The organism is Streptomyces sp. NPDC031497, from assembly GCF_055580905.1.
In genome coordinates, this window is the sequence record NZ_JBVIKO010000035.1 from 54,032 (window position 1) to 74,245 (window position 20,214).

Annotated in this window: 15 protein-coding genes; 3 read left to right on the forward strand and 12 right to left on the reverse strand. The window is 70.6% G+C overall.

Annotated features, from left to right (window positions below; genetic code table 11):
- Positions 1-42: 42 nt before the first annotated feature.
- From ACZ5K7_RS43180 to ACZ5K7_RS43195, 4 genes are all read right to left on the reverse strand, one after another.
- A complete protein-coding gene (locus ACZ5K7_RS43180; protein WP_467596579.1) occupies positions 43-1,113 on the reverse strand; it encodes an NADH:flavin oxidoreductase/NADH oxidase in 1,071 nt (356 codons plus the stop codon).
- A 247-nt stretch (positions 1,114-1,360) separates the two neighbouring features.
- Positions 1,361-2,809 (reverse strand): aldehyde dehydrogenase family protein, encoded by a 1,449-nt coding sequence (locus ACZ5K7_RS43185; RefSeq protein WP_468923020.1) that lies wholly within the window; start codon positions 2,807-2,809, stop codon positions 1,361-1,363.
- A gap of 176 nt (positions 2,810-2,985) precedes the next feature.
- Positions 2,986-4,551 carry a PucR family transcriptional regulator gene (locus ACZ5K7_RS43190; protein ID WP_468923023.1) on the reverse strand — a complete coding sequence of 522 codons (1,566 nt, stop codon included), beginning with the start codon at positions 4,549-4,551 and terminating at the stop codon, positions 2,986-2,988.
- A gap of 130 nt (positions 4,552-4,681) precedes the next feature.
- Positions 4,682-6,871 (reverse strand): type IV secretory system conjugative DNA transfer family protein, encoded by a 2,190-nt coding sequence (locus ACZ5K7_RS43195; protein WP_468923026.1) that lies wholly within the window; start codon positions 6,869-6,871, stop codon positions 4,682-4,684.
- Positions 6,872-7,178: 307 nt separating this feature from the next.
- Between ACZ5K7_RS43195 and gabT the strand changes: the two genes are divergently transcribed.
- Entirely contained in the window at positions 7,179-8,513 is a 1,335-nt protein-coding gene (gene gabT, locus ACZ5K7_RS43200; protein WP_468923029.1) for a 4-aminobutyrate--2-oxoglutarate transaminase, read from the forward strand.
- A 222-nt stretch (positions 8,514-8,735) separates the two neighbouring features.
- The gene (locus ACZ5K7_RS43205) at positions 8,736-9,593 is read left to right on the forward strand and encodes a phosphatase PAP2 family protein (protein ID WP_468923079.1); all 858 of its coding nucleotides are present in this window, start codon (positions 8,736-8,738) and stop codon (positions 9,591-9,593) included.
- Here ACZ5K7_RS43205 and ACZ5K7_RS43210 read toward each other — a convergent pair.
- The 8 genes from ACZ5K7_RS43210 to ACZ5K7_RS43245 all read right to left on the reverse strand — a co-directional run bounded on the left by ACZ5K7_RS43210 (position 9,532) and on the right by ACZ5K7_RS43245 (position 19,266).
- On the reverse strand, positions 9,532-11,307 hold the full coding sequence (locus ACZ5K7_RS43210; RefSeq protein WP_468923081.1) for a chitinase: 1,776 nt from the start codon (positions 11,305-11,307) through the stop codon (positions 9,532-9,534). The two genes, ACZ5K7_RS43205 and ACZ5K7_RS43210, sit on opposite strands and share 62 nt — an antisense overlap.
- Positions 11,308-11,526: 219 nt before the next feature.
- Positions 11,527-11,970: a hypothetical protein gene (locus ACZ5K7_RS43215; RefSeq protein ID WP_351712023.1), complete on the reverse strand. Its 444-nt coding sequence runs from the start codon at positions 11,968-11,970 to the stop codon at positions 11,527-11,529.
- Between the two features lie 127 nt (positions 11,971-12,097).
- Positions 12,098-13,525 carry an NAD(P)/FAD-dependent oxidoreductase gene (locus ACZ5K7_RS43220; RefSeq protein WP_468923034.1) on the reverse strand — a complete coding sequence of 476 codons (1,428 nt, stop codon included), beginning with the start codon at positions 13,523-13,525 and terminating at the stop codon, positions 12,098-12,100.
- A gap of 34 nt (positions 13,526-13,559) precedes the next feature.
- Positions 13,560-14,360 (reverse strand): ABC transporter permease, encoded by an 801-nt coding sequence (locus ACZ5K7_RS43225; RefSeq protein ID WP_450973546.1) that lies wholly within the window; start codon positions 14,358-14,360, stop codon positions 13,560-13,562.
- Complete coding sequence (locus tag ACZ5K7_RS43230; RefSeq protein ID WP_468923038.1) at positions 14,361-15,290, reverse strand: ABC transporter permease; 930 nt, start codon at positions 15,288-15,290, stop codon at positions 14,361-14,363.
- Positions 15,290-16,435 (reverse strand): ABC transporter ATP-binding protein, encoded by a 1,146-nt coding sequence (locus tag ACZ5K7_RS43235; RefSeq protein WP_351712031.1) that lies wholly within the window; start codon positions 16,433-16,435, stop codon positions 15,290-15,292. Before ACZ5K7_RS43235 ends, ACZ5K7_RS43230 begins: the two co-directional genes overlap by 1 nt.
- Before the next feature lie 7 nt (positions 16,436-16,442).
- On the reverse strand, positions 16,443-17,678 hold the full coding sequence (locus ACZ5K7_RS43240; RefSeq protein WP_351712033.1) for an ABC transporter substrate-binding protein: 1,236 nt from the start codon (positions 17,676-17,678) through the stop codon (positions 16,443-16,445).
- A gap of 52 nt (positions 17,679-17,730) precedes the next feature.
- Entirely contained in the window at positions 17,731-19,266 is a 1,536-nt protein-coding gene (locus ACZ5K7_RS43245; protein WP_468923043.1) for a gamma-aminobutyraldehyde dehydrogenase, read from the reverse strand.
- 209 nt (positions 19,267-19,475) lie between these two features.
- Between ACZ5K7_RS43245 and ACZ5K7_RS43250 the strand changes: the two genes are divergently transcribed.
- Positions 19,476-20,039 (forward strand): NADAR family protein, encoded by a 564-nt coding sequence (locus ACZ5K7_RS43250; RefSeq protein ID WP_468923046.1) that lies wholly within the window; start codon positions 19,476-19,478, stop codon positions 20,037-20,039.
- Positions 20,040-20,214 lie beyond the last annotated feature (175 nt).

Consider the following 20,214-nt stretch of genomic DNA (forward strand, 5'->3'; position numbering starts at 1 on the left):
TTGTCTTGTGTCGAATTCCCGGCTGCTCGGGCGACGACGGCCTCAGCGATGACGTGGGCGGCCACGCTGGTACTGCTTCGGCCACGGGACGTCGTCACCGAGCACGCGGGCCGCGCGGAGTGGCCAGGTCGGGTTGCGCAGCAGTTCGCGCGCGAGCATGATCGCGTCGGCCGAGCGGTCCACGAGGATCTGGTCGGCCTGCTCCGGTGCGGTGATCAGGCCGACCGCGGAGACGGGCAGGGCCGCGCCCTCGCGGACGGTTCGGGCGAAGGGCACCTGGTAGCCGGGCTCCACTTCGATACGGGCGTTGTGGACGAGCCCGCCGCTGGTGACGTCCACCAGATCGACGCCGTGGGCCACCAGGTGCCGCGACAGCTCGACCGTCTCCTCCGGGGTCCAGCCGCCGTCGGCCCAGTCCGTGGCCGAGAAGCGTACGAACAGCGGGCGGTCCTCGGGCCACTGCGCCCGTACGGCGTCGGTGACCTGGACCAGGAAACGGCTGCGCCCGTCGAGATCGCCTCCGTACTCGTCGCTGCGGTGGTTGGACAGCGGTGACAGGAACTGGTGCAGCAGATAGCCGTGCGCGGCGTGGATCTCCAGGACCTCGAAGCCGGCGGACAGCGCCCGCGCGGCGGCCTCGCCGAAGGCCCGGACCAGAGCGCGGATGTCGTCCGCGCCGAGTTCCCGCGGGGCCGGCCAGTCGCCGAACGGCAGCGGTGACGGTGCGACCGTCTGCCATCCTCCGGCCTCCGGTTCGACGTACACGTCACCCTCCCAGGGCGGTGCCGTCGACGCCTTGCGGCCGGCATGGGAGATCTGGATGCCGGCAATGGCTCCCTGCCCGTGGACGAAGTCGGTAATCCGCTTGTACGCGGCGGCCTGCCCGTCATCCCAGATGCCGGCGTCGGAAGGGGTGATCCGGCCCTCGGGTTCCACTGCCGTGGCCTCCTGCATGACCAGGCCGGACCCGCCGCGTGCCAGGGAGCCGAGATGGACCAGATGCCAGTCCTGCGGATAGCCGTCGACCGAGCTGTACTGGCACATGGGAGCCACCCAGGACCGGTTTGGGAAGGTCGTGCCGCGGAGGGTGAGCGGCGAGAAGAGACGGCTCATGGGAGGCCTCGCAGGAGGGATGGGGGACGCCGGGTGCCCCGCACCCGTCGGGCCGTGACGGCCTGGGTTCCTGCGGGGCGCCCCGCACGGTGGGTCTACTCGAGTACCCCGGCCGCTCGTGGCACACACCACCGGCCAGGCATGCTCACCCGCGCGGATGTCCTGCCCAGGTCACACCCCCGTGCGCAACACCACGGCCGGAGCCCCCGCACAGCGGGCTTCGGCCGTGGTGAGCTGTCCTGGCAGGTCAGAGGGCGAGGCCGGTGAGGACCAGGACTCGCTCGTAGGTGTAGTCGTCCATCGCGAACCTGACGCCCTCGCGACCGACGCCGGACTGCTTGGCGCCGCCGTACGGCATCTGGTCGGCGCGGTAGGACGGGACGTCGCCGATGACGACACCGCCGACCTCGAGCGCGCGGTGGGCACGGAAGGCGGTCTGCAGGTCGTGGGTGAAGACGCCCGCCTGGAGGCCGTACTTGGAGTCGTTGGCGGCGGCGAAGGCCTCGGCCTCGCCGTACACCTTCTGCACGGTGAGGACGGGTCCGAAGACCTCCTCGCAGGAGATGGTGGTGTCGGCCGGGACCTCGGTGAGGACGGTCGGCGCGAAGCTGGCACCGTCGCGGTCGCCGCCGGTGACCAGGGTGGCGCCGGCCTCCACGGCCTCCTTCACCCACGCCTCGACGCGCTCCGCGGCGGCCTCGCTGACCAGCGGGCCGACGTCGGTCTTCGCGTCGGCGGGGTCACCGGTGACCTGGGCCTCGACGGCGGCGACGATGCGCGGGAGCAGCCGGTCGTAGACGGAGGCGTCGGCGATGACCCGCTGCACGGAGATGCAGGACTGGCCGCCCTGGTAGTTGGAGAAGGTGGCGATGCGGGTGGCGGCCCAGTCGAGGTCGGCGTCGCTCGCGTAGTCGCCGAGAACGATCGCCGCGCCGTTGCCGCCCAGCTCCAGGGTGCAGTGCTTGCGCGGCACCGAGTCCATGATCGAGTAACCGACCTTCTCGGAACCGGTGAACGAGATGACCGGGAGCCGCTCGTCCTGGACGAGGGCGGCCATCTTGTCGTTGGCGACCGTGAGGATCGACCAGGAGCCGGCCGGGAGGCCCTCGGTCTCGGCGAGCAGGTCGCCGATGATCAGGCCGGAGAGGGGGGTGGCGGGCGCCGGCTTGAGGATGATCGGCACGCCGGCGGCGATGGCCGGGGCGATCTTGTGGGCGCAGAGGTTGAGCGGGAAGTTGAAGGGCGCGATGCCGAGGACGACGCCCTTCGGGAACCGGCGGGTCAGCGCGAGCCGGCCCTGGCCGCCGAGGTCGGTGTCGAGCCGCTGGGCCTCGCCGCCGTTGAAGCGCCGGGCCTCCTCGGCGGCGAACCGGAACACGGAGACGGCACGGCCGACCTCGCCGCGCGCCCACTTGATCGGCTTGCCGTTCTCGGCGGAGATCAGCTGGGCTATCTCCTCGGTGCGCTCGACGAGGCGCCGGCTGACGTGGTCGAGGGCGGCGGCGCGTATGTGAGCCGGGGTGGCGGCGAACTCGTCCCGTACGGCGTACGCGGCGGCGACGGCTTCCTCGACCTGCGTGTCGGTGGGCACGCCGACCTTGCCGACAAGGCGCCCGTCCCACGGGCTGGTGACGTCGAAGGTGTCCTCGCCGGTGACCTGACGGCCGGCGAGCCAGAAGGCGTGGGTGGCGGTCATGAGAGTCCCGGCCCTTCCGCGTGTGTGGGGATGTTCTTGGCTTCCAAGGTCCACCGTAGGCGCGGGAAAGAGAAGCGGCGCTTGTCCGGGGTGTAGTGGTGGCGAGCGGGGGTGCGCCTCTTTGGCAGAGGCACACGGGCCGGGTTCTCCGGGTTCTCGGGCTTCTCGGGCGGCGGTCAGTCCGCCGATGTCGCCTTCAGCGCCAGCCACAGCTCCATCCGGGCGTCCGGGTCGTCCAGGGAACGGCCCAGGATCTCCTCGACCCTGCGCATCCGGTACCTCAGCGTATGCCGGTGCACGCCCAGGTCGGCCGCCGCCGCGTCCCACTGGCCGTGCCGGGACAGCCAGGCCCGCAGGGAGGCCACCAGGTCACCGCGGCCCGTCGCGTCATGCTCGTACAGCGCCCGCAGCAGACCGTCCGCGAACGCCTTCACCGCGTCGTCGGCCAGCAGCGGCAGCACCGAACCGGCGGCCAGCTGCTCGTGCTCGACCAGCACCCGACCCCGCCGCCGGGCCACCGACAGGGCCTGCTCGGCCTGTTTGTAGGCGGCCGCCGCGCCGATCGGACCGGACGGCGCCGACAACCCCACGACCAGGTCGTCCTCGTCGGTGGCGTCCTTCTCCGGTGCGGCCCGCGCGGCCTCGCGCGCCGCCGCGTGGTCGACGCCGGCCGCCACCGCCGCGCCCCCGTCCGCGGCCAGCACCACCAGCCGCTCCCCCTCCGGCACCACCAGCACCGCCTCCCCCGCGCGCGCCGCGGCCGACTCGACGGCCTCCGCGAGACCGGCGAGCAGTTCGGCGCCCGCATCGGCGACGACCATCCGGAAGGGCGCGTCGAGAAGTCCGCCGTACAGATCCCCGGCGACCCCCCGGGCGTGGTCCGGCTGCCCGGCGAGCAGCATGCGCAGGACCGCCGCGCCCACCCGCTGCTCGGCCGCGTGCAGCGAACGCGAGCGTTCCGTCGTGAGCGTGAGCAGGGCGATGGCCGAGTGGACGGCGTACCGCTCGGCAGTGCCGAGGGCCGCGGCGGTGCCGACCGCGAGGGCCGCCCGGGGCCTGCGGCCGGTGCCGAGCGAATGCAGCTCCACCCGGTCCTCGTTGTCCGGGCCGCCCACCACCGACGAGGCCGGCGCCGGGCGCTCCCGCAGCCGTTCCACCTCGGCCGTCAGCCGGGCCGCCCGGCGGCCCGCCCACTCCGGCGCCGTGGCGACGACCGCGCCCGAGGCGTCGTACAGCGCCGCCCAGCCGTTGACCTGCGCGGCGAGAGCGGCCAGCAGGCCCTCAGGACCGGCGTTCAGGGCCTGCCTGGTCAGTTCACGCTGGGCGGCGAAGCCCGCCGTCACCGCCCGGTACTGGTCGGCCGCGATCGCCGCCGACACGGCCTTGCTGATGGCGAGGAAGGGGGTGCGGCGCGGCACCTCCAGCAGGGGCAGGTCCTCCTGCTCGGCCGCGTCGACCAGGGCCTTGGGGATCTCCTCGTAGTTGACCCCGACGGCGAAGCCGAGACCCACCACACCCGCTCCCACCAGGCGTTTCACATACCGTCGCATCGCCTGCGGATCGTCCGCGTCCAGCTTCAGCGCGGTGATCAGGAGCAGTTCCCCGCCCTCCATGTACGGCACGGGGTCGGCGAGTTCGCTGACATGGGCCCAGCGCACGGGTACGTCGAGGCGGTCCTCGCCCGCGCGCACCGTCAGTTTGAGCGCGGAATGGTGAACGAGCGAGGCGAGCGTGGGTGGCATCGGGCCGTCAGATCTTCTCTTCGGTCGTGGACACGTGAAGACGTGCACAGGGGCAGCGGGCCTTTGGCCGTCTCGTATGAACGACCTCTATCGATTCTGCCTCACTGTACGGTCGCGTGTGACTCCCTGTTCAAACCCGGCCGGCGCCGCCCCTGAGGTCCACCAGCAGCGGTGGCGCGTGCTCGCCCTTGACGGTCGTCAGGGAGAGGACCGCATGGCCCGCGGGTACGCCGTGGGCGAGCTCGGAGGCCGACCAGCGCTCGCGCTCCACCTGCCGGACGGTGACCGCGCGGGCCGTGGGCGCCTTGCCGGTGATGACCTGCCGTACGACGTGCAGCGCCTTGCCCGCCGGGGTCTCCGCGATGATCTGGCGGTCGGTGACGTCCCGGGCCTCGGTCCACTCCTTGCCCCAGACCTCGGCGAAGTCCTGGCCGTCCCAGGGGGTGAGTCCGGCGAAGGCCATCCGGCAGCCGGTGGCCCCCAGCAGCGGCCCGCGCAGGGGGCGGGGTACGTCGTCCAGCGTGCGCAGGGTCAGCGCGACGCCGGCGTTGGCCGACCGCAGGCGCTGGACGGCGCGTACCGCCTCCGGCGTCACCACACCCGTCGCGTCGTCCAGGAGCAGGCAGGCGAAGAGCGAACGGTCGTCCCGTACCGTCACGCTCGCCGTGAACTGGGCGAGCACCAGCCGGGCCAGGATGCGGGAGGCGTCCGCGTGGCCGCGCTCGGGCAGGTCGATACGGACCCGGACCGGGTGGTCGAGGGCCTTGAGAGAGAAGGGGCGGGACTGGCCGGAGGTGTCGAAGAACCCGGCGAAGGCCGGACGGTCGAGGAGAGCGATGCGGTCGGCGAGCACCGCGCCCACGTCCCCCGGTTGCCCCATCTGCCGTTCCCGGGCGTCGAGTTCGCGCAGCAGCGACTCGTGTCCTGTGGCTGTCAGCGCCTTGCGGAGCGCGGCCACCGGGCCGGGGGCGCCATCGAGGAGCTGGCGGAGTTCGGGTACGGAGGGGAAGCGGCCGTGGACCGCCTTGAACGGGCCGAGCAGCTGGGCGAGGACGGTGGTGGAGCGGCGGCTGTCGCTGCCGGGGTGCGGGTCGGCGAGGTCGCCGACGAGGGCCTCGGCGATTATCGCGGCGGCCTCGTCGGGGTCGGTGGTGCCGCCGTACAGGTCGAGGTCGTAGACGGACTCGGGGTGGGCGATGCGGACGACGACGTCGTAGGAGTCGGCGGGTCCGAGTCCGGCGCCGGCCGCGCCGACGACGACCACGGAGGCGCGGCCGGCGAGCGCGTGCAGGCAGAGCGACTCGGCGAGCGGGCGCACCAGCGCGCCGGTCTTGCCGGAGCCGGCCGGGCCGACGGCGAGCAGGGAGGTGCCGAGCAGGTCGGGGCCGACGGCGAGGCCGGTGCCGCGGTAGAGGTAGGGGTTGCGGGGGTCGTCGGCCGTCGTACCGAGCCGAACCTGGCCGGTGATCAGGTCGTGCCTGGCGTGCCGGGCGGGCAGGTCGCGTTCCCCGGAGGGGTGCAGGCAGGCGGCGGCGCCGTCCTTGACCACGGCGGCGGAGAACGACGCCATGCTGTGCCGGCCGCTGCGCACGCCCTGCCAGGCCCGCGCGATCCGGGCCTGATCCACGTCCCCCATCAGCCCGGCCCGCGCCTCGGCGGCGAGCCGGTCGGCGGCGTCATGCGCCCCGGCGGCACGGAGGTGGGGCCACTGGGCGGGGTCTTCCTCCGCGGTGAGGGGCTCCTGGCGGGACACCGGAGCCTTGAAGCGGGGCGCGACGAACCGCCGCCACACCTCTCCCCACCGGCCCAGCTTGCCCACCACCAGCATGATGGTGAGGAAGACGAGGTACGTGTATCCCCGATAGATGAACTGAGCAGTGGTCTTCCCGATCGTGCCGTTCTCGCCCTGCCACGAGTCAGGAAGGAACAGCCGGAGTGGCAGGCCCCACCACGCACCCAGGTAGCCGTGCGTCAGCAGGGACCAGACCAGCCACCCCACCAGGAAGGCGATCAGCGCCCCGCTCAGCAGTTGCCTGGCCGGGACCTGATCAGGCTCTTCCGCGGGCCGGGACCGGTATCCGAACCGCCACACCCCGGGCGGCGCCTCCGGCCGCGGCGCCCGCAGCCAGCTCAGGAAGGCCGAGCCGTCGGGCCTCGGCGGCGCCCCGGGCGGCAGGTTCGGCGCCCCGGGCGGCAGCTTCGGCCGCGGCGGCACGGCGGCGGCCTCGGCCGGCGTCCTGCCCACGTCCTGCGGCCCCGCCGGACGCGGTACAGGATTCGTGTGCGTGCCCTGTGTGTCCCGCGTCCCGTCGCTGTCCATCGCCCTTTCCCCCTGACCAGCCGTTCCGTCCACCGTCAGCGAGTCAATCTAACGCCCTCCCCAGGGGAGTTCACCGCTTACGCGGCCGAGGAACCGTCAGCCGGGTCCCGCCGCCGCCCGGCGCAGTATGTCCACCACGGACAACGCCACCCCCGGACAACACCCACATGGAGCATGCCCACCTCCCACGGCCGGACCTAGCCTGCGAAGAAAGAAGGAGAGCGTCCGGATACGCACCGCCGGAGCCGCCCCGGGGCCGCCGGACACGCACAGCGCCCCGGAACGCACGATTGATCAGGGAGCCCCCATGACCGCACTTCCGCAGGAGCGCCGCGTCGTCACCGCCATCCCCGGCCCCAAGTCGCAGGAGCTGCAGGCCCGCCGTACCGCCGCGGTCGCGCAGGGTGTCGGTTCCGTGCTGCCGGTGTTCACCGCCCGCGCGGGCGGCGGCATCATCGAGGACGTCGACGGCAACCGTCTGATCGACTTCGGTTCCGGTATCGCGGTGACCAGCGTGGGCGCCTCCGCCGAGGCCGTCGTACGCCGGGCCGCCGCCCAGTTGGCCGACTTCACCCACACCTGTTTCATGGTCACCCCGTACGAGGGCTATGTGGCCGTCGCCGAGGCGCTGGCCGAGCTCACCCCGGGTGACCACGCCAAGAAGTCCGCGCTGTTCAACTCCGGCGCCGAGGCCGTCGAGAACGCCGTGAAGATCGCCCGTGCCTACACCAAGCGGCAGGCCGTCGTCGTGTTCGACCACGGCTACCACGGGCGGACCAACCTCACCATGGCGCTGACCGCGAAGAACATGCCGTACAAGCACGGCTTCGGACCGTTCGCGCCCGAGGTGTACCGGGTGCCGGTGGCGTACGGCTACCGCTGGCTCACCGGCCCCGAGAACGCCGGTGCCGAGGCCTCCGCTCAGGCCATCGACATGATCAACAAGCAGATCGGCGCGGACAACGTGGCCGCGATCATCATCGAGCCGGTGCTCGGCGAGGGCGGCTTCATCGAGCCCGCCAAGGGCTTCCTGCCGGCGATCAGCCAGTTCGCCAAGGACAAGGGGATCGTGTTCGTCGCCGACGAGATCCAGTCCGGGTTCTGCCGTACGGGTCAGTGGTTCGCCTGCGAGGACGAGGGGATCGTCCCGGACCTGATCACCACCGCCAAGGGCATCGCCGGCGGTCTGCCGCTGGCCGCCGTCACGGGTCGCGCCGAGATCATGGACGCCGCGCACTCCGGCGGTCTCGGCGGCACCTACGGCGGCAACCCGGTCGCCTGCGCCGGTGCGCTCGGCGCCATCGAGACCATGAAGGAGCTGGACCTCAACGCCAAGGCGAAGGCGATCGAGGCGATCATGAAGACCCGCCTCACCGCCATGGCCGAGAAGTTCGACGTCATCGGCGACGTGCGGGGCCGCGGCGCGATGATCGCCATCGAGCTGGTCAAGGACCGTACGACCAAGGAGCCGAACCCGGAGGCGACCGCCGCCCTCGCCAAGGCCTGCCACCAGGAGGGCCTGCTGGTCCTGACCTGTGGCACCTACGGCAACGTGCTGCGCTTCCTGCCGCCGCTGGTCATCGGCGAGGACCTGCTGAACGAGGGCCTCGACATCATCGAGCAGGCCTTCGCTCGGATCTGAGCCACAGGCTTCGCGTAGCCCGCTCACAGGGTGTCGAACCCATGTGTCACCACCGCCCCTCCCCTCCCACCTGGCGTGATGCGGGGGGCTGGGGCGGCCACCGTCAGGCCGTGTGAAGAAGGTGTGCGAGGTGGATGACGGGACGCGATTCCGCCTGTCGCCGCACCGCACTCTGCCGTAGGTTCTCAGCAGATGAGAGATACACCCCGCCCACAGGGGACTGTGGGCGACTTCAGGCCGGGGCCTCCCCAGCTTCGACCTGGTCGTGCCCTCGCGCACACAACCGGGGCCTCTGGCTCCGGATCTCCTCACCGATCGGACGGTCGCTCGCCCCAAACCCCCCGGGGCGCGCGGCGTTCCGATCCGGACGGCCGCCTCGGAACCACCCCCCCTGTTCCGGGGCGGCCGACCTCCTTCCTTCGCTTTCCCCTCGCGGGACTCCTGGGGCTCGTGGTCCTTCCGGCCCTTCTCTTCACGCTGATCACCTGGCAGGTCGTGGCCCATGGCCCCCTGCTCCGCCTGGACAGCCGTCTGAGCAGCGCACTCGTCCACCCGGACCGGTTCTCCGAGCTGCTCTCCGACCTCGGGAACGTGCAGGTCGCGGTGCCGGTCCTGGTGATCGTCATCGGCTACGTCGTCCGGCGTGGCCGTGCCACTGGTACAGACCGCTGGTGGCTGCCGCCCGCCGCTGCCGCCGTCCTGATGGCCCTGGTCCCGGCGATCATCGTGCCGGTCAAGGACTGGACCGCCCGTCCGGGGACCCCGGTGGTGCCCCCGGCGGTCGGCTACTTCCCCTCCGGTCATACGGCGACGGCGGCGATCGCGTACGGCTCCGCGACCCTGCTCCTCCTCCCCTGGCTCCGTTCCCGCGCCGCCCGCCGCACCGCCGTCACCGCCTGCGCGGCCCTGGTCCTGGCCGTCTCCTACGGTCTGGTCCGGCGCGGCTACCACTGGCCGCTGGACGTGGCGGCCAGCTGGTGCCTGTGCGCGGTCCTGCTGACGGCACTGCGGCTGCTGCTCAGCCGAAGTACGCGTCGAAGGTCTTCTGGAACTCCCAGTTCGAGAACCGGTCCCAGTTGACCGACCAGGTCATCAGGCCGCGCATCGTCGGCCAGGTGCCGTGGGTGGCGTACGAGCCGCAGTTCGTCTTCTTCGTCAGGCAGTCCAGGGTCTTGGTGACCTCGGCCGGGGCGACGTAACCGTTGCCCGCGTTGGTCGAGGCCGGCATGCCGATCGCGATCTGGTCCGGGCGCAGCGGCGGGAAGACGTTGTTGGCATCGCCCGCCACCGGGAAGCCGGTGAGCAGCATGTCGGTCATGGCGATGTGGAAGTCGGCGCCGCCCATGGAGTGGTACTGGTTGTCGAGGCCCATGATCGAGCCCGAGTTGTAATCCTGGACGTGCAGCAGGGTCAGGTCGTCGCGCAGGGCGTAGATGACCGGGAGGTAGGCCCCGCAGCGCGGGTCCTGGCCGCCGAACTTGCCGGTGCCGTAGAACTGGTAGCCCATCTGCACGAAGAAGGTCTCGGGCGCCATGGACAGCACGAACTTCGCCCCGTACCTGGCCTTCAGCGTCTTCAGCGCGGAGATGAGATTGACGACCACCGGGGTCGTCGGGTTCTTGAAGTCCGTGTCGCTCGCGTTCAAGGACAGCGAGTGGCCCTCGAAGTCGACGTCGAGGCCGTCCAGGCCGTAGGTGTCGATGATGTTCGAGACGGAGGAGACGAAGGCGTCCCGGGCGGCGGTCGTGGTCAGCTGGACCTGCCCGTTGGCGCCGCCGATCGATATCAGCACCTTCTTGCCGGCCGCCTGCTTGGCCTTGATCGCCGCCTTGAAGTCGGCGTCGCTCTCGACGTTCGGGCACTCGGTGACCGGGCAGCGGTTGAAGCGGATGTCCCCGGAGGTGGCCGAGGTCGGCTCGCCGAAGGCCAGGTCGATGACGTCCCAGCTGTCGGGGACGTCGGCGAGCCGGGTGTAGCCGGAGCCGTTGGCGAAGCTGGCGTGGAGGTAGCCGACCAGGGCGTGGGTGGGCAGGTCGGTGGAGCCTCCGGACGACCCGGCGCTGGTGGTCGCGGTCACCGCGGCCGACTTCGCGGACTCACCGGCGTCGTTCACCGCGGTGACCTGGAAGCTGTAGGCGGTGGAGGGCGTGAGGCCGGTGACCGTGGCCGAGGTCCCGGTCACCGTCTGGACCTTCGTGCCGTTCCGGTAGATCGCATAGCTGGTGGCGCCCGTGGCGGCCGTCCAGGACAGACCCACGCTGGAGGAGCTGATCGTGCCGGTCTTCAGTCCGGTCGGAGCGGCGGGCGGCTGGCCGGTGGCGCCGCCGGGGCCGACGAGGGAGATGTCGTCCGCGTAGTAGGCGCCGGTGCCGTACCAACCGTGGGTGTAGATGGTGACCTTGGTCGTCGAGGCGCCGGTGGTGAAGGTGGTCGTGAGTTTCTGCCAGTCGGGGGCGGACTGGGTCCAGGTGGAGACGTCGGTGCTGCCGGTGCCGCTCGCGCCGAGGTAGACGTAGGAGCCGCGGACGTAACCGGACAGCGTGTACTGCGCGCCCGGTTGCACGGTCACCGTCTGCGCGCACTGGGCGTTGTCGCTGCCGGCCGGGGTCGCCTGCAGCGCGGAACTTCCGCCGTGCACGGGTGAGCCGACCGTCGTACCGCTGCCCGCCGTGCAGGTCCAGCCGGAGAGGCCGGACTCGAACCCGCCGTTGACGGCGAGGTCCGCGTCGGCCGCACGGGCGGCCGACGAGAGCGCGGTGATGCCGGACACGGCCAGCAGCCCGGCCGTGAGCATGGTGAGGACAGGTCTCGCACGAACCACAAGTGCCTCCGGGCTTGGGGGAATTGGAGGAGGTGAAGCCGCGCTCAACTTGGTCCAGACCAATTCGCTTGTCAAGACCTACGGCACCGATCCGGCTGCCGGCCCGACAGCGCGCCCTCAAGGGGCACGGGGAACTGCGCGACCAGCCACAACGAACCCGCAGCCGACCGACACCCCACACGCGGTCGGCGTTCAGTCATCGGCCAGGCCGGCGGCAGCCTCGTGCATGGCCAGCTCCAGCAGCGCCGGATCCGTCAGCGTCCCCGACCCGTCCGGCGCCACCAGCCACCGCACCCCCTGGGTCGACCGGCCGGGATACGGCACGACGATCCAGGTGCCGGCGCCCGCCGTGCGGATCCCGGTGCCGAGCCACCGTGCGGCCGTGCCGGGCGGCACGAAGAAGCCCACCCGGTTGTCCCCGAAGTCGACCAGGACGGGCCCTGGTTGGTCGAGGACGCGGGTGAGCACGTCGAGCGTGGGGTAGCCGAGCTCGCCCGGCAGGATCAGTACGTCCCAGGCCTTGCCGGCGGGCAGCAGCGCGACCCCGAGGGGGTTGCGCTCCCATTCCCAGCGGCACGCCTCGGGATCAGGTGCGACGGATGCCAGCCATTCGACCGCCGTCTTCGCCCCAGTCATCAGAAGACCTCCCAGTCCCACTCGTCGACGCGGGCTTCGCGTCACGGGGAGAGAGGGAGGCCTTCCAGGGGCATTACGCGGGTTTCACCACTCCTTTGGAGTGAGCTGGATCACCTACGTGAACGGGTCAGCTGTCGAAGCCCAGTCCCATCCGGTCCATCGCCCTGAGCCACAGGTTGCGTCGGCCTCCGTGGGCGTCGGCGCGGGCCAGCGACCACTTGGTGAGGGCGATGCCCGTCCAGGCGAACGGCTCGGGCGGGAACGGCAGCGGCTTCTTGCGGACCATCTCCAGGCGGGTGCGCTCGGTCTCCTCGCCGGCCAGCAGGTCCAGCATCACGTCGGCGCCGAACCGGGTCGCGCCGACACCGAGGCCGGTGTACCCGGCCGCGTACGCCACCCGCCCCTGGTGGGCGCTGCCGAAGAACGCCGAGAAGCGGGAGCAGGTGTCGATCGCGCCGCCCCACGCGTGCGTGAAGCGGACGCCCTCCAGCTGCGGGAAACAGGTGAAGAAGTGCCCGGCGAGCTTGGCGTAGGTCTCCGGGCGGTCGTCGTACTCGGCGCGGACCCGGCCGCCGTAGTGGTGGATGGCGTCGTAGCCGCCCCAGAGGATCCGGTTGTCGGCCGACAGCCGGAAGTAGTGGAACTGGTTGGCCGAGTCGCCGAGGCCCTGCCGGTTCTTCCAGCCGATCGCGCCGAGCTGCTCGGCGGTGAGCGGCTCGGTCATCAGGGCGTAGTCGTAGACCGGGACGGTGTAGGCGCGGACCCGCTTGAGCAGGTTCGGGAAGATGTTGGTGCCGAGCGCGACCCGCCGCGCCCGGACCGAGCCGTACGGGGTGCGTACGGCCATGCCGGCGCCGTACGGCTTCAGTTCGAGGGCGGGGGTGTGCTCGTACACCCGGACGCCGAGGGCGAGGCAGGCCTGCTTGAGGCCCCAGGCGAGCTTGGCCGGGTTGACCATGGCCACGCCCCGGCGGTCCCACAGCCCGGCCTCGAAGGTGGGCGAGTCCACCTGCTCGCGCAGCGCGTCGGCGTCGAGGAAATCGATGCCGTCCGCGAGGCCCTTCCGCTCCAGCTCCTGGTGCCAGTCGCGCAGTTCCCGGGCCTGGTAGGGCTCGGTGGCCACGTCGATCTCGCCGGTGCGCTCGAAGTCGCAGTCGATGCCGTGCCGGGCGACGGCGGCCTCGATCTCGTCGAGGTTGCGCCGGCCCAGCTCCTCCAGGCGGTGGATCTCGCCGGGCCAGCGGGCGAGCCCGTTGGGCAGCCCGTGGGTGAGGGAGGCGGCGCAGAAGCCGCCGTTGCGGCCGGAGGCGGCCCAGCCCACCTCGCGGCCTTCCAGCAGGACCACCTCGCGCCCGGGGTCGCGCTCCTTGGCGTTGAGCGCGGTCCACAGTCCGCTGTATCCGCCGCCGACGACCAGCAGGTCGCAGGTGTCGGCGCCGGTGAGCGCGGGCTCGGGGTGGGGCTTGCCGGGGTCTTCGAGCCAGTACGGGACCGGCTGTGCTTCGGAGAGAGACCTGGTCCAATCTGCCTGACGGCTCATGGCGCTTGGGGCCATGATTTTCAACTCCCTACAGAGTTTTTATGGTGCTTCATGCCTTTTGCCTGGTCCGGCGGTTGGTGATGAGCATCGATACCAGCACGAGCAGTACCGCGACCAGGAACATGGCCGTACCGATGACATTGATCTGGACGGGCGTGCCGCGCTGTGCCGAACCCCAGACGAACATGGGGAAGGTGACGGTGGAGCCCGCGTTGAAATTGGTGATGATGAAATCGTCAAAGGAGAGCGCGAAGGACAGCAGCGCGCCCGCGGCGATTCCGGGGGCCGCGATGGGGAGGGTGACCCTGACGAAGGTCTGGACGGGACCGGCGTACAGGTCCCGGGCCGCCTCCTCCAGGCGCGGGTCCATCGACATCACGCGCGCCTTGACCGCGGTGACGACGAAGCTGAGGCAGAACATGATGTGGGCGATCAGGATCGTGTAGAAGCCCAGCTGGGCGCCCATGTTCAGGAAGAGGGTGAGCAGCGAGGCCGCCATGACGACCTCGGGCATCGCCATCGGCAGGAAGATCAGCGAGTTCACGGCGCCGCGGGCGCGGAACCGGTAGCGGACCAGGGCGAAGGCGATCATCGTGCCGAGGAGCGTGGCGCCGATCGTCGCCAGGGCGGCGATCTGGAGGCTGATGGAGAGCGAGCCGCACATGTCGGCGACCCCGCACGGCTGCTTCCACGCGTCGAGCGAGAACTGCTGCCACTCGTAGTTGAAGCGCCCCTTCGGTTTGTTGAAGGAGAACACCGTGACAATGACGTTCGGAAGCAGCAGATATCCGAGGGTGAGCAGTCCCGCGATGACGACGAGACGCTTCTTGAACCAGTTGACGAAGGGCATTTAGACCAGATCCTCCGTCCCGGACCGGCGAATGTAGATCGTGACCATGAGCAGGATCGCGGCCATGAGGATGAAGGAGAGCGCGGCCGCCGTCGGATAGTCGAGAATCCTCAGGAACTGCGTCTGGATCACGTTTCCGATCATGCGGGTGTCGGTCGAGCCGAGGAGTTCGGCGTTGACGTAGTCACCGGCCGCCGGGATGAAGGTCAGCAGCGTGCCGGAGACCACGCCCGGCATCGACAGCGGGAAGGTGACCTTCCGGAACGTCGTCCACGGCTTGGCGTACAGATCGCCGGCCGCCTCGTGCAGCCGTCCGTCGATCCGCTCCAGCGAGGTGTAGAGCGGCAGGATCATGAACGGCAGGAAGTTGTACGTCAGTCCGCACACCACCGCGAGCGGGGTGGCCAGGACGCGGTCGCCGGCCGTCCAGCCGAGGAAGTCGGTGACGCTCAGGATGTGCAGCGAGTTCAGTACGTGTACGACCGGGCCGTTGTCGGCGAGGATCGTCTTCCAGGCCAGGGTGCGGATCAGGAAGCTGGTGAAGAACGGCGCGATCACCAGGATCATGATCAGGTTCCGCCAGCGGCCCGCCCGGAAGGCGATCAGGTACGCCAGCGGGTAGCCGAGCAGCAGGCAGAGCACGGTCGCCCCGGCCGCGTAGAAGACGGACCGCAGGAACTGCGGCCAGTACTCGCTCAGCGCGTCCCAGTAGGTCGCGAAGTGCCAGGTGACCTTGTAGCCCTCTTCCAGGGAGCCCGTCTGGATCGACGTGGACGCCTGGTAGATCATCGGCAGCGCGAAGAAGATCACCAGCCAGAGCAGGCCGGGCAGCAGCAGCCAGTACGGCGTGAAGCGGCCCCGCTTGCGCGGGGGCTTCTTGGCGGGTTCGGCCGGCGCCAGCGGCGGCGGCGCCTCGGAAAGCGTGGCCATCAGGCGGCTTCCTCCTCGGTGCCGGCGTCGATGTCCTGGTCGGCGTCGAGACCGAAGGTGTGCGCCGGGCTCCAGTGCAGGACGACGTCGGCGCCCGGGACGAGCCGCCCGTCGCGCTCGACGTTCTGCACGTACACCTCGAACTCCGGGCAGACCGCACTGTCGATCACGTACTGCGTGGAGACGCCGATGAAACTGGCGTCGGCGATCTTGCCGGTGATCCGGTTGCGCCCCTCGGGGATCGAGCCGGCGTCGTCGGCGTGCGTGAGGGAGATCTTCTCGGGCCGGATACCGACGAGCACCTTGCCGCCCGCCCTGGTCGGCGCCGAACATCGCGCCTCGGGCAGCACCAGCTTGCCGCCGCCGGCCTTGAGGATGATGTCGTCCCCGCTCTTCGTGTCGACCTCGGCCTCGATGAGGTTGGACGTCCCGAGGAAGTTGGCGACGAAGGTCGTGTTGGGGTTCTCGTACAGATCGGTGGGCGAGCCGAGCTGCTCCACCCGTCCCGCGTTCATCACGGCGACCGTGTCGGCCATGGTCATGGCCTCCTCCTGGTCGTGCGTGACATGGACGAAGGTGATGCCGACCTCGGTCTGGATCCGCTTGAGCTCCAGCTGCATCTGGCGGCGCAGCTTGAGGTCGAGGGCGCCCAGCGGCTCGTCGAGGAGGAGCACCTTGGGGTGGTTGATGAGCGCGCGGGCCACCGCGACCCGCTGCTGCTGGCCGCCGGAGAGCTGGTGCGGCTTCTTGCGCGCCTGCTCGCCGAGCTGGACCAGGTCGAGCATGTCCTCGACCTGCTTCTTCACGCTCTTGATGCCGCGCCGGCGCAGGCCGAAGGCGACGTTCTCGAAGATGTCGAGGTGCGGGAAGAGGGCGTAGGACTGGAAGACGGTGTTCACCGGCCGCTTGTAGGGCGGCAGGTTGGTCACGTCCTGGTCGCCGAGGTGCACGGTGCCGCTGGTCGGCTCCTCAAGGCCCGCGATCATCCGCAGGGTGGTCGTCTTGCCGCAGCCGGAGGCTCCGAGCAGGGCGAAGAAGGAACCCTGGGGCACGGTCAGGTCCATCGGTTTCACGGCCGTGAAGCCGTTGTCGTAGGTCTTGCCGATGCCGGTGAGGCGGACGTCGCCGCTGCTGTCTGTCGTCATGGTGTCGTCACGCCCCTGTGAGCTTCGCGAACTTCTGCTGGTATGCCGTCTCTTCCTTCGAGCTCAGCGAGCGGAAGGCATGGGACCTGGCCTGCATGGCCTTGTCGGGAACGATCAGCGGGTTGTCCGCCGCCGACTTGTCGATCTTGGCGAGGTAGGGCTTCACGTCCGCGACCGGGCTGACGTAGTTGATGTAGGCGGCGAGTGCGGCGGCCGGCCCGGGCTCGTAGTAGTAGTCGATGAGCCGCTCGGCGTTCGTCTTGTGGCGCGCCTTGTTGGGGATCAGCAAGTTGTCGGTCGACGTCATGTAGCCGCTGTCCGGGATGACGTAGCCGACGTCCGGGTTGTCGGACTGGAGCTGCACGATGTCACCGGCCCAGGCGACACAGGCCGCCAGGTCGCCCTTGCTGAGGTCCGAGGTGTAGTCGTTGCCGGTGAAACGGCGGATCTGGCCGTTGTCGACGGCCTTCTGGAGCCGGGCGATCACCGCGTCGTAGTCGTCGCCGGTGAACTTCGCCGGGTCCTTGCCCATGTCGAGCATGGTCATGCCGACCGTGTCGCGCATCTCGGTCAGCAGGCCGACCCGGCCCTTGAGCGCGGGGTTGTCGAGCAGGTCGGAGACCGACTTCACCTCGACGCCGTTCAGCGCCTTCTTGTTGAAGGCGACGACGGTCGAGATGCCCTGCCAGGGGTACGAGTAGGCCCGGCCCGGGTCCCAGTCGGGGCTGCGGAACTGGTCCGACAGGTTGGCGAAGGCATGCGGCAGGTTCGACGCGTCCAGCTTCTGGACGTAGCCGAGCCGGATCATGCGGGCGGCCAGCCAGTCGGTGAGGACGATCAGGTCCCGGCCGGTGTCCTGGCCCGCGGCGAGCTGCGGCTGGATCTTGCCGAAGAACTCGTCGTTGTCGTTGATGTCCTCGGTGTACTTCACCGTGATGCCGGTCCGCTTGCGGAACGCGTCCAGCGTGGGACGTTTCTTGCCGCTGTCGTCGACGTCGATGTACTCGGGCCAGTTGGAGAAGTTGACGACCTTCTCCTTCGCCGAGTGGTCGTCGGCGGAGACGCCGCCCTGGGACTTGCCGGCCGCGGGGATACCGCAGGCGCTCAGCGCCCCGACGCCGCCCACCGCGAGCGCACCGCCCAGGAACGACCGGCGGGCCAGGGCGGCCCGGCCGGTGCGGAGGCTGCGCCGGATGGCGGCCACTTCGACCGGCGTCGGGCGGTCGGGCTCGTACTGCCTCATGCGCTTGATGCCCTTTCGGGAAGAGGGCCGTGATGAGCGGCCGCAGGTATGACTATCGGTCCCCGAAGATCGTGCGGTGCCAGTCCTTCCGGGCAACCGCCGTATTGTCGAACATTACGTGCTTGACCTGGGTGTACTCCTCGAACGAGTACACCGACATGTCCTTGCCGAAGCCGGACGCCTTGTAGCCGCCGTGCGGCATCTCGCTGATGATCGGAATGTGGTCGTTGACCCACACGCACCCCGCCTTGATCTCGCGGGTGGCGCGGTTCGCCCGGTAGACGCTGCTGCTCCACGCGGAGGCGGCCAGACCGTACGGGGTGTCGTTGGCCAGCCGGATTCCCTCATCATCACTGTCGAACGGCAGAACGACCAGCACCGGACCGAAGATCTCGGCCTGGACGATCTCACTGTCCTGCGGCGCGTCGGCGATCAGTGTGGGCCGGTAGTACGCGCCGCTCTTCAGCTCGTCCTGCGGCGGCTCGCCGCCGGTCACCACGCGCGCGTAGCCGCGCGCCCGCTCGACGAACCCGGCGACCCGGTCGCGCTGCGCGTGCGAGATCAGCGGCCCGAGGTCGGTACCGGGGGCGAACGGGTCGCCCAGCCGCACGGTCTCCATCAGGGCGGCCGTCCGCTCGACGAAGGCCTCGTAGAGCGGCCGCTGCACGTACGCGCGGGTGGCGGCGGTGCAGTCCTGCCCGGTGTTGATGAGCGCCCCCGCGACGGCCCCGTTGACGGCAGCCTCCAGATCGGCGTCGTCGAAGACGACGAACGGCGCCTTGCCGCCGAGCTCCAGATGCAGCCGCTTCACGGTCGCCGTCGCGACCTCCGCCACCCGCTTTCCGACACCGGTGGAGCCGGTGAAGGAGGTCATGGCGACGTCGGGGTGCCCGACGAGATGCTCTCCGGCCACCTTCCCCGTCCCGGTGACGATGTTGACGACACCGTCGGGGATACCGGCGAGGGTGGCCGCCTCGGCGAAGAGCAACGAGGTCAGCGGGGTCAGCTCGGCCGGCTTGAGCACGATGGTGTTGCCGGCCGCGATCGCCGGAAGGATCTTCCAGGCGGCCATCTGGAGCGGGTAGTTCCAGGGCGCGATCGACCCGACGACACCGATGGGCTCGCGGCGGATGTACGACGTGTGGTCGCCGGAGTACTCACCGGCCGCCTGCCCCTGCAGATGCCGGGCGGCTCCCGCGAAGAACGCGGTGTTGTCGATGGTCCCCGGTACGTCGAACTCACGCGTCAGCTTGAGCGGTTTGCCGCACTGGAGGGACTCGGCACGGGCGAATTCCTCCGCGCGGTCGGCGAGCACGGCGGCGAACCGGTGCAGCGCGTCCGACCGCTCGCCGGGGGTCGCCCCGGCCCACCCGGGAAAGGCGTCCCGCGCGGCGGCGACGGCCCGGTCGACGTCGTCCGTCCCGGCCAGCTCGTACGTGTACACGTCCGCGCCGGTGGCCGGGTCCACGACGGCGTGCGTACGGCCTGACGTGCCCTTGCTGAACCGGCCCGCGATGTACTGCGCGCCGCCCGCGAGCCGCTCCTGCGCGGGGAAGGTCTCCGGGGTGGCGGTGCCCGGGTTGTCCATGTCGCTTCTCCTCCGCCGTCGTCCCGTCCCGAGGGGTGGGTGGCGTAGCTCCAGCTGGATTTGACTGCCGATCCTGACAGAGCAGAGGGAGTCCAACAAGTGATTCCGTTGTTGCCTTTTGGTTACGCGACGGAATCTGTCGACCACGTGTCGAGTCGGAACCGAAAAGGCGGGACGGAGTGTCAGTGGTGCCTGCCAGACTGGCGTGCATGGCGGAGATCGATTCTGCGGAAGCCCTGATCAGGGCGGTCCGGGCGGGGGCCGGGATCAAGTACCTGCACTTCTGGGGACACCGGCCGAGGCCGGACGGACAGCTCTCGGCGAGCTGCCTGAGCCAGTGGTGGCCGTCACGCTTCGTGGTCGACGGTGTGGATTACGCGACCGCCGAGCACTGGATGATGGCAGGAAAGGCCCGGCTGTTCGGGGACGCGGAGGCCGAGCGCCGGGTCATGGCGGCCGGACATCCCGCCGAGGCGAAGAAGGCGGGCCGGCTGGTCCGGAACTTCGACGAGGCGACCTGGGAGCGGGAGCGCTTCGAGCTGGTGGCGCGCGGCAGCGTGCACAAGTTCGGCGCCGACCCGCGCCTGCGGGAGTACCTGCTCGGCACCGGCGACCGGGTACTGGTGGAGGCGAGCCCGGTGGACCGGATATGGGGGATCGGCTTGGCAGCGACGGACGAGGCGGCGGAGGACCCGTCCCGGTGGAAGGGGCTGAACCTGCTGGGATTCGCGCTGATGGAGGCACGGGAGAGGTTGCGGGCGGCGGGGGTGTAGGCAGGGACGGGAGCGGCGCACCGCCGAAGGGCGACGCTTCTGTCTGGCGGGGACCGGTCCCACCCGAAGGAGCAGGAGACCGGGCGCTTCCAGCCGACGGGGACCGGTCCTACCGAACGGGGCGCGGGGCGCTGTCCGATCTGCGGCTCCGCCGCGTGGGTGCGACCAGCCCCCG